8 protein-coding genes are annotated in these 9135 nt (G+C 73.2%); 4 read left to right on the top strand and 4 right to left on the bottom strand.

Annotated elements, in window-relative coordinates:
- Positions 1-632: 632 nt before the first annotated feature.
- The gene (locus DMH08_RS15325) at positions 633-1586 is read right to left on the bottom strand and encodes a hypothetical protein (protein WP_125614942.1); all 954 of its coding nucleotides are present in this window, start codon (positions 1584-1586) and stop codon (positions 633-635) included.
- A 263-nt stretch (positions 1587-1849) separates the two neighbouring features.
- On the opposite strand from DMH08_RS15325, the gene DMH08_RS15320 reads away from it, so the two are divergent.
- The gene (locus DMH08_RS15320) at positions 1850-2062 is read left to right on the top strand and encodes a helix-turn-helix domain-containing protein (protein WP_026402102.1); all 213 of its coding nucleotides are present in this window, start codon (positions 1850-1852) and stop codon (positions 2060-2062) included.
- Between the two features lie 118 nt (positions 2063-2180).
- On the opposite strand, the gene DMH08_RS15315 is transcribed toward DMH08_RS15320, so the two are convergent.
- Positions 2181-3443 carry a DUF2786 domain-containing protein gene (locus DMH08_RS15315; RefSeq protein ID WP_125614939.1) on the bottom strand — a complete coding sequence of 421 codons (1263 nt, stop codon included), beginning with the start codon at positions 3441-3443 and terminating at the stop codon, positions 2181-2183.
- Positions 3444-3628: 185 nt separating this feature from the next.
- Between DMH08_RS15315 and DMH08_RS15310 the strand changes: the two genes are divergently transcribed.
- Entirely contained in the window at positions 3629-4069 is a 441-nt protein-coding gene (locus DMH08_RS15310; protein ID WP_125614937.1) for a hypothetical protein, read from the top strand.
- A 162-nt stretch (positions 4070-4231) separates the two neighbouring features.
- Here DMH08_RS15310 and DMH08_RS15305 read toward each other — a convergent pair whose 3' ends face one another.
- Both DMH08_RS15305 and DMH08_RS15300 read right to left on the bottom strand, forming a co-directional pair.
- The gene (locus DMH08_RS15305; RefSeq protein ID WP_026402103.1) at positions 4232-4510 is read right to left on the bottom strand and encodes a hypothetical protein; all 279 of its coding nucleotides are present in this window, start codon (positions 4508-4510) and stop codon (positions 4232-4234) included.
- 115 nt (positions 4511-4625) lie between these two features.
- Positions 4626-5750 carry a winged helix DNA-binding domain-containing protein gene (locus tag DMH08_RS15300; protein WP_233617608.1) on the bottom strand — a complete coding sequence of 375 codons (1125 nt, stop codon included), beginning with the start codon at positions 5748-5750 and terminating at the stop codon, positions 4626-4628.
- 1262 nt (positions 5751-7012) lie between these two features.
- Between DMH08_RS15300 and DMH08_RS15295 the strand changes: the two genes are divergently transcribed.
- On the top strand, positions 7013-7594 hold the full coding sequence (locus DMH08_RS15295; RefSeq protein ID WP_125614934.1) for a hypothetical protein: 582 nt from the start codon (positions 7013-7015) through the stop codon (positions 7592-7594).
- A 799-nt stretch (positions 7595-8393) separates the two neighbouring features.
- The gene (locus DMH08_RS15290) at positions 8394-9065 is read left to right on the top strand and encodes a hypothetical protein (protein WP_026402106.1); all 672 of its coding nucleotides are present in this window, start codon (positions 8394-8396) and stop codon (positions 9063-9065) included.
- Positions 9066-9135: the final 70 nt, after the last annotated feature.

The following is a 9135-nucleotide window of genomic DNA, read 5'->3' as shown; positions in this document are numbered from 1 at the left end:
GGTGGTGGGTGCGGGAGATTGATCTGGGGGGTGCCTAGCGACTTGGCGTGGTCGGTTGGGGGATGTAGTTGGTCTTGACGTTCGGTTCTGGCTTGGGCCGGGGTGGGGGAGTAGCGGTCGGGCTCCCGGCTCTTGCGCTTGGGGTGCTTCGCCCTGGCGGGGAGTTGGGAGAACAGGAAGAGGTGTTCGCCTTGGCGGTCTTCCCTGTGGACGGCGGTGAACGCTGCGCGGTCGACGGCGGGGACCTGCCGGCGGGGGCGTGGAATGTCGGGGGACGTCGCCTCCGCGGTCGCCGGGGCGCCGATGGAGAGGACACCGGCCGCCGCCGTGCAGCCCAGCGCTCCGCATGCGGAGCGGCAGAGGCCGCCGACCACGGCGGCGAGTCTGAGGTCTGCCACGAAACGGTTCATGTTCGCCCCGGGGGATCGCCTTGGTCGTCGTCGGGACCCGATCGTAGCCAGGGTGACTACAGAGCGTTGACTTTTGGTCACATTGAGGCTGTGGGGGTGAAGATCTTTTTTTGTGCGCCCCGGTGTGCTGCCTGGTGATTTCGCGTGAAATGCGGGCCCGGAACACGTGACCGTGCGGTGCTCCCACGGTGCAGTGGGAGCCACACATCTCGAACCGTGGGGTCAGGCGGCCGCGGGCAGCGACGGGTCGGCGGGCGAGCTGATCACGTCGTAGAGGCCGAGCGGGATCTGGTCGCCCCAGAGCCAGTCGTTGACGGTGCCCTCGTGGTCCTCGGGCGGGCCGACGGTCAGCAGACGGGGGGTGAGCGGTGTGAGGACCACCTGGAACGGGGTCGGGGACGTCAGGCGGACCCGGCGGCTGGAGCCCCAGAAGTCGCCGAAGTCCGCTTCGGTGAGGTGGACGTCGCGGTCGATCGTGCGGGAGCGGTGGGCCGGGCCGGTGGCGAGCCAGGACCAGTGGTCGGTCAGGAGCCGGCGGGCCGTGGAGCGCAGCACGTTCAGCGCCGCGAGGTCGTGCGGGCAGGCCACGCCGGCGATCTGGAGTTCGGGCAGCCCGAACCGGCGGAGGCCGCGGGTCCGGAGGCGGACGCACGAGCAGCCGTTGACGCCCTCGGGGTCTCGCTCGGGTTCGGGGGCGGTGCAGCGGCCGTTCGCCCGGAACGGCGGCAGGACGTCGCCGAGCCACTGGTCGGCGAGGACGAAGCGGGACCGTTCGGCGCCGGGTGCGAGGACGTGGCCGGTGACCAGGTCGGCCGCGACTCCGCCGACGGCCTCGGCGAGGGCGCGGGCGGCGGCCCGCGCGACCTGGGACGCGCGCGGCTGGTCGGTGATCGGCGCGGCGGCGGTGACGAGCACGAACTCCTCGGCGTCGTGGAAGGCCCACGCGGCCCGCCGGTCCTCCGGGCGGACGGACGTGACGCCCAGCGGGTTCCAGCGCATGGCGGTCACGTGGTCGCGGGCGAGGTCGAGGGAGGGGGAGCCGACGCGTCCGGCGATGTGCGCGTCGTAGGGACCGGCGGACGTGCGCAGCAGAAGGTTCGCGAGGTCGTGCGGGACGTGCTCGGCGGCGACGGCGAACCGGGACACGGTGGTCGCGGGTACCTGGATCGTGATCATGCGGGTCTCCTTCCGTGGTGACGGGGCCAGCATGGGCCGCCGTGACCGTCCGGCGCGGCGGAAGCGCGGGCTGTGGATAACCGGGGGTCGGGATCCGGTCACGACACGCCGTTCACCATGGAAAAGACCAGCTTCGGCCGAATTCGCGGCGATTCGCGCGGCATCGCGGGCGTAATTGGGGGGAATGTGTACGTTGTGTAGATCAACACTGCTGTGAGCTGCGGGGACGGACCCGCCGCCCAGCCGTCGAACAGGAGGTCCCCGTGACCCGAACGCTGTCGAGGGGCACCCGAGTCACCGGTGCCGAACGCACGCAGCTGGCCAAGGAGCTCGCTCCGCGGTACGCGGCCGGCGAGAGCATCCGGGACCTGGCGGCCGAGACGGGCCGGTCGTACGGGTTCATCTACAACGTCCTGAAGGAGGCGGGGGTCCCGCTGCGCGGCCGCGGCGGCAACACCCGGCGCAAGAAGGGCTGAACCGCTCCCTGCCCGTGACCCAATCCGACGAGCACGAACCGACGCACACAGAGGCGAGCAAATGAACGGACGTCCCCCTCGCCCCCCGGGGGGACCCCGTACGCAGCGGGGCCGCGCCCTACATGAGGCGACGCGCCCCGGTGACCTCCGAGCGGCCGTTGAGGCTCGCGAGGTCCGCGGCCGCCCGTCCGGCCGCCCAGCCCTCGAGGTTGGACACCGAACCCGCCCGTCCCATGGCCAGGTTCGGAAACAGCGACTCGACCGCCCGGTCGACGGCCGCGCCGCGCGCCGCCAGCACGGGAAGCGGATCCCGTTCGCCGGCGACCCGCTCGGCCGCGACCCGTTCCGCCGCGCCGTCGGCCGCGCCCCGCAGCCGTTCCCCGATCCGCGCCGCGTAGGCGTTGAGGAACGCGTGCCTGAACGATCGCGTCCTTGAACGGCCTCGCGCGTCCCGCCGCGGGCCCGCCTGGACCATCGCCGACGTCGCCTGCACGAGCAGGGACGTGAACAGCATCTCCACCGCCGCCAGGTCGGCGGGATAGCCCAGCACAGTGGAGAACCCCAGTTCGCGGTGCCACACGGCCCGGCAGTGGTTCGCGTCCGCCACCACCGTGAGCAAGACGGCCTTGGGCGCGTCGTACGGATTGTCGACGGGCACACGGCATCCGGCCGGCGCGGCCACGTCGTCCGACTCGGCGTCCAGAAGCGCGTGGTCGATGCTGTGCCGGGCGATGAGCTCCTGGGCGCGCGCGCTCAGCGCCTCGGCCTCTTCGGGGAACTCCGTCGACTCGGCTTTCGCGAGCAGCGCCCGGACGCGCCCGAGCATCCGCTGGTCGACGTCGCTCGCACGGTGCCGGGGGACGTCCCTGGGCGCGGACCCCGGCGGCGGCCCGATCCGCGCGAGCCGGGGCAGACCCTCCAGGAGATGGATGAGCTCGGCGGCACAGGTCACGAAGGTCGCGCGGTCGGCGTCCTCACGCGCGCACCAGCCGCCCGGGTGATCCGCGTCGTCGCCCCACCAGACCCGCGCGTCGAGGTCGGCGAGCTGCTGCCGCCAGCGCTCGTCGACGGTCGCGGCGGAGTAGGCGCGCATCTCGGCGGCGATCGCGTCGGTCGCCAGCCGCGCGTGCCGGGCGGAGCGGCGGCGCGCCGTGTAGCGGACGACGTCGGCGGGCTGCCAGCCGCGTTCCCATGCGGTGGTGACGGCCCGGTGCAGCCGTCCGGCGAGGCGGCGGTCGGCGGCGCGGGCGTCCGGGTGCGCGGCGAGCGCGGACGCCCGCTCCCGGAACACGCCCGTGTCGCCGTGCGACAGTGCGGCCAGGGCGGCGTCGACCAGCTCCGCGGAGTCGCCCTCCCGTGGCGGTCGCCACGTATCGCGCACCTGCCGCTCCCGTCTCGTGAGGCCGTTCCGTCGAGGACAGGAGGCATACTGCCACGTCCCCGCACCGACCCGTGCGCGGACGCGTCGCCGTACGCACCGCGGCCTGGCCGGGCGGGCCGGGCCGCGACTGCGGGGGCCGGGCGCGACCGCTGGGGGTGGACGAGACTGCGGTGCTGGACGGAACCGTGGTGCTGCTGGACGGGCTGGACGACGCCGGGAAAAGCGGCGTCCGCATCGCGGCGACACCCGTACCGTCCGCGCCTCGCCTGTCGGTGACAATCCAAGGTGAATGCCCCATGCCGTCGTCAGCAGCCTTCAGCGGCGGTCAGCGGCTGTCGTCGGCCTGTCATGCGCAGACCCCCGAGCTCGTCCCCTGGGGCCGGTACGTCGAGCACGTCGACGCCCTCGCGGACATGGTCGCGTCCCCTCGCGTCGGCGACCCGGCCGCCGAGGTCGAGCCGCTCGTCGCGCGCCGCCAGTGGGAATGCGTTCGGGGGATAGCGCGGCGGGCCGCGCCGAGTGCGCGCGGATCGTCGCCGCTGTTCGCACGCCCGCTCGCCGTCGCCAATGCCGTTGCCGAGCCGGGAACCGGGAGCCGGGGGACGAAAGGGGCGCCGACGGATTAGATAACGGGGCGCGGGTTCGCCGAGATTGCCCCCGGGGTTGTCCGGGCGTTCTGCCGTGCCCGTCCCGAAGGGCGCCGTCCGCCGTCCGTCAGTGGCAGCCGTCGGTCGGTCGCTCGTAGGTGCTTCGGCGGTCGTTCGCGGGGCGGCCGCCGGTAGCGGATGTCAGCCGCCGTCGGCGGCGGGGTGGGGGTCTCGCATCTCGTCGACGACGACGCTCTGGTAGGCGCGGGAGGTGTCGGGGACGTAGCTCAGGCGGGCGAGAGCCCGGCCCGCGTCGTCGCGGATCTCGAAGTGGTAGTGCTCCGGGGTGTCGCCGACGTGCGCGACGGCTTGGTCATGCCGGAGCCGGCACATGGTGTCGACCTTCTCCAGCGCCACCTCCAGGGTCCCCGCGTCGCTGATGAGCCGGGCCGGCTCGCTCGTCTCCCAGATCTCGAACATGGTCGCGTCCTGTCGGCGGTGTGTCGGAAGGAACGGGCGGGACATTCCAGACGTCGGGAGACAGCTTGCGCTGAAATGGTGGATCTTTCAATCAGTACAGATCTCAGATCGATCACTATTCGGAGTCGTTCGCCCCCGTAGCGTCATGCGCGCCGACGGTGACGGAGGTCTCCCGCGCCGCCGGTTCGACGAAGCGCAGCAGCGCCTCGCCCTCCGCCGTCAGCGCGTCGACGGCCTCCGGCGGCAGCGGCTCGAACGGGCGGAGCCGCAGGGTGGCGACCCGGCGCTTGTACTCGGTCTCCCAGACGCCGCGCGCGAACCCGTCCCACAGGAACACGGCCCGCACGCGGAGGTTCTTGGTGGTGAGGTTCGGGCGGTGCGCGTCGGCGATGACCCTTCGGCGGTCCGCGTGCGCCAGGACGAGCGAGTCGAACTCGGGCAGGAAACGCGCGGGCGCCGGGACGTCCGGGTCCGGCCGCGGGGCGTCGGGAAGGTCGAACAGTTCGCGGCCCGTGTCGTCGGTGAAGACGCGCAGCCGCGGCCGCCGCCGGTCGAACACCTCCCCGAGCCCGGCCAACCCCGACCAGGTCTGCGCGTCGGCGGCCGAGGCGGGACCGAAGGCCGCCAGGTAGCGCAGCATCAGCGCGTCCACCGCCGGTTGGGCGGCGAGCGGCGAGCCGAGCCAGGAGTCGGCGAGCGCGAACTCGGACGCGCGCGGGAAGCCCCACCGGTCGTCCGTCGGCACCATGACCAGCGGGACGCACATCCGGACGGCGTAGCCGAGCGCCCGTTCGTTGACGTCCGGGAACTCGTCCTGCAGCAGCGCGCGGATCTCGTTGAACGTCCTCGGCCGGTCCCGGAGCAGCGTGCGCGCGGCGTCGGCCGTCGCGGCGACGTCGAGGCCCTCGGCGCGGCTTCCGAGGACGCGCAGGCCGCCGTCCAGCATCGGCTGGAGCGTTGTGCGGAAGGCGCTGTAGTCCGGGCCCGTCATCAGGTGCAGCGTCGCGCGCATCGCGGTCGCCCGGACGACCGAGCGGTCGTGCAGGGCCGCGTGGAGTTCGGACGCCTCAAAGCCGTCGAGGCGTGACCAGAGGCCGAAGTAGGGCGGTTTGGGCTCCTGCGCCTGCATGCCGAGCAGCCTGCCGACGGCCTCGGCGACGGTCGTCCGTTCGCGCGCCAGGAGCATCTGCCGGGCCAGGGTCGCCCGGTTGAGGTCGCGGATGCCGAGTGTTTCCGTCACCGCGCCGAGCCTACTCTCGGCCGCTTCCGGGCCTGGAGGCGACCGCGCAGCGCCGTCTGGGCGTGCTCCCGCAATGACGCGTGAACGGGCCCGGCATCGCAGCGGGCGTGCCGCGCGAGGGGCAGGACGAGCGGCGGCAGTTCCAGCGGGCTCGGCACCCACGCGAGCCCGAGGCCCGCCGTAAAGAGCCGGTGCGGCCGTTCGCTGGCGAAGCCCACGAGGTTGCTCTCCCGGACGGACGAGCAGCGCCGCGGCGATCGTCGGGACGGTCGCTGCGGCCCGCCTTGATTCCGACGCCCGAGAGGCGCTCGTTCAGGGGCCGGTCAGCCGTCCGCGCCGTGTATGGACAACGTGGGCGGCCCGGCCGAACGACCGATGTGACCGGTTCTCCAGCGCTGGCGGCGACCGTCCCGGCGAACGCCGCGAGTCCTGCCGCCCCTCGTCGTCGGACACCTCCAGGGCCGACTCGAACCCCTCGACGCTGGTGGGCCGCCTCGCGCAGCGCCAGGCTGCAGTTGAAGGAGTTGCCGCGGCAGATCGCCTGCGGGTTGTTCAGGTCGAGGCCCCCGGCCTCTCGCGGCGGGCCCCAAGCTCGCGTCGGTGTCGATTTCGGTCGCTGCTGCCCGCCCGCGCCGGTCTGGGGTCTGGAGTGAACGGTGCCGCGCTGGCACCGTCCTGACCGGCTGGTGTGTGGACGGTCTGCTGCGGTTCGGGGCGGGGCGTTGAGCGCGGTCGACGCGGCGGTGCACGCGGGGGAGATCGAGGCGTTCACGGACGGGGTCTCCGCCGGGTATCGGGGTCGTCGCCATCGTGGTGGGCGTTTTCGCGGTCCTCGCGGCCGCAAGACGGCCCGGGCCTGGGGCCGTCGAGGGGGTGCGGAGGGCGTTCGGGGCGGGTGAGACACGAGTGAGATAAGTCTCAGGGTGCTCGGCGGCGGCAGCGCGTGGTGGGTCCGGCGGCCCGGTTGGGCAGGGAAGTGCAACGTCAGGCGGTGCGTCGCCGGGGGCGGGCCGTCTGGTCGTGTCCGGGCCGGTTCGGTCTCGGACCGGGCGGCGTCCTCCGCATCGGTGCTGGTCAGGGCGTTGCGGGAGGTCGGGAAACGGGAGGTCGGGTGATCGGGAACGAGCGGTGGGCGGGAAGGTTACGGGCTGATATACCGTAAAATGCACGTGCATCGGCTCTTGCACATGCACGCCATTACTAGCAGGATTGCCCCGGACCCCCCGCACGTGAACTCGCCGGAGATCGCGATGACCGCACACTTGAGCGACAGTGACCGACAGGCGCTGCGGCTGGCCCAGGATCTCCGCGAGGAGATGCGGGCCGCGCTCCCGCAGCTGCCGGCCGACCCGTCGGTTTCCCCCTTCGTCGACCCGGGCGGGACGCCCAGCGTCCTCCTGCGGATGGACGCGGACACGGCGCGCGCGCTGATGGCCGTGCTGGCCGAGCGCCGTGCGGCGCCCGCGGGGGAGCAGCCGGCGGAACCGCGCCGGGCCGACGGCTCGCACGTGCCGCCGCCCGTGCCCCCGCAGAGCGCGCAGCCCGCGGCCCCCGCGCAGGCGCCCGCGGCCGCCGCCGGCGTGCCGTTCGGCGACCCGGCCTTCGGGATGAGCGCCGCGCCCTACGGGCAGCCCGCGTTCGCCGAGGCGCCCTACGCGCAGGCGCCGTACGGGGAGGCTCCGTACGGCGAAGCCCCTTACGGTGAGGCCCCCTACGCCGAGGCTCCTTACGCGCAGGCCCCCTACGCGCAGGCCCCCATGGCGGGGCAGGACACGGGCGGGCACATGGCTGTCGGCGGGACCGGCCCGACGCCGCTCGTGCCGTCGGCCTACCCGACGCACTGACCCCCGGCCCGTGCGTTCCCGGGCGTAGGGAGTCCCGCCGAGCGCCGGCTCGCGCGCCCGTCCGAGCTCCCTCGGACGGCGTCCACGCTTTCACTGATCGGCCCCGGCCGCCCTTGGGCGGCCGGGGCCGACTCGTTTCCCGTGTGACCGCCGCCTCACGGAGGTGCGTGGAATGCGGGCCGCCCGTGCGGCGTTACTCCCCGGACACGACGAGTGGGGCGGTGACCCGCCCGTACGCCGTGAAGGTAGATCGATATCGTCCCAGGCCCAGCTCGGGCACCGTCCGCCGAAGATCGTTGCGGGGACGGGGCGACCGGCCGGAAACGCCGATGAGAAAGGCGATCCGGCGCAGTTCTCGATAAAACGATCTACCTTCTCAAAGGTAAAATATCCCTGGATTTGGCGAAATGCAGGTAATGGCGTATATGCTCGTCGTCAGGTCCCGGTCAAAGAACCCTTGACCTGGGCCGTCACAGAGCCGTCGCTCCCGCCCGCCAGGCGGGGACCACTCTGCCGAATCGCGGCCGCATCCATGCAGCCGGCCGCGGCCGGGCGGGCCTGAGCGCCCCCGGTCGGCAATTCTCCCGCTTCATTCCACCCGCGTCGACGCGCGCCCGAGCACGGGCGTCCGGCGAACGGCGCGGGCGCGGCCCCGCCATGCCCGCGGGGTGCGGCATGCGGGTCCGCTCAGCGGCGGTGCATCTCGAGTCCCGAGTCTCGAAAGCCGTTCCCTCCTGCCCGGACGACCCCTGTGCTCCGGCGCGGAACGGCGGTCCTGTTGACCGAACGAAGGAATCACATGCAGAAGCGAGCGATCAACGTCGTCCTGACCAGTATCACCGGCACCGCACTTGCCGGCATGCTCGTGGCCGGTGTGGCGGCCGCCAGCGACGACGGCGCTCCCGACCAGCAGCGGCTCCTGTCCGAGAAGATCACCGCGCAGGAGCACAGCCCCTCCCTGCCGGGCGAGGGGAAGGCCCGGCCCGAGCCCGCGAAGCCCGAGCCGGGGAAGGCCGGCGGCGCCGAGGCGAAGCAGCCCGCGAAGCCCGACGCCGCCAAGGACAAGAAGGACGAGGACGTGCTGCTCAGCGGCACCACGAAGGCGTCCTACTTCTGGGACGACGGCTCCGGCATCCGCGGCGACACCGGCGCCCCCGCGAGCGGGGAGCCCATGCAGAAGGGCATGTTCGCCAGCCCGAGCTGGCCGATGATGACGAAGGTCCGGGTCAGCTACGACGGGCGCACCGTCACCGGCTTCGTCGGCGACCGCGGCCCGGGCGAGCCCTCGCACCGCGGCATCATGCTCGACCTCGACACCCACACCTTCCGGTACCTGCTGGACGGCGGGGAGCCCGAGAGCAACTACGACGCGGGCACCGGCCAGGGCCACATCGAGGGCCTCAAGTGGGAGGTCCTGGAGTGGGGCGACGGCGCCGGCGAGCGCGGCGAGCCCCAGCCCTTCGGGTCCTGACCCCCGGCCTCCGCGCGGACGGGCGATGCCCCGGCGATCTTCGGATCGCCGGGGCGTCGCCCGTTCAAGG

The organism is Actinomadura sp. WAC 06369 (genome assembly GCF_003947565.1).
GTDB lineage: Bacteria > Actinomycetota > Actinomycetes > Streptosporangiales > Streptosporangiaceae > Spirillospora > Spirillospora rifamycini.
This window is presented reverse-complemented; position numbering and strand designations above follow the sequence as displayed.

What these genes read in the sequence shown, in the direction of transcription:
- DMH08_RS15325 (WP_125614942.1), bottom strand. Translation starts at nt 1,586, where the DNA reads ATGATCACGATCCAGGTACCCGCGACCACCGTGTCCCGGTTCGCCGTC.
- DMH08_RS15305 (WP_026402103.1), bottom strand. Translation starts at nt 4,510, where the DNA reads ATGTTCGAGATCTGGGAGACGAGCGAGCCGGCCCGGCTCATCAGCGAC.
- DMH08_RS15290 (WP_026402106.1), top strand. Translation starts at nt 8,394, where the DNA reads ATGCAGAAGCGAGCGATCAACGTCGTCCTGACCAGTATCACCGGCACC.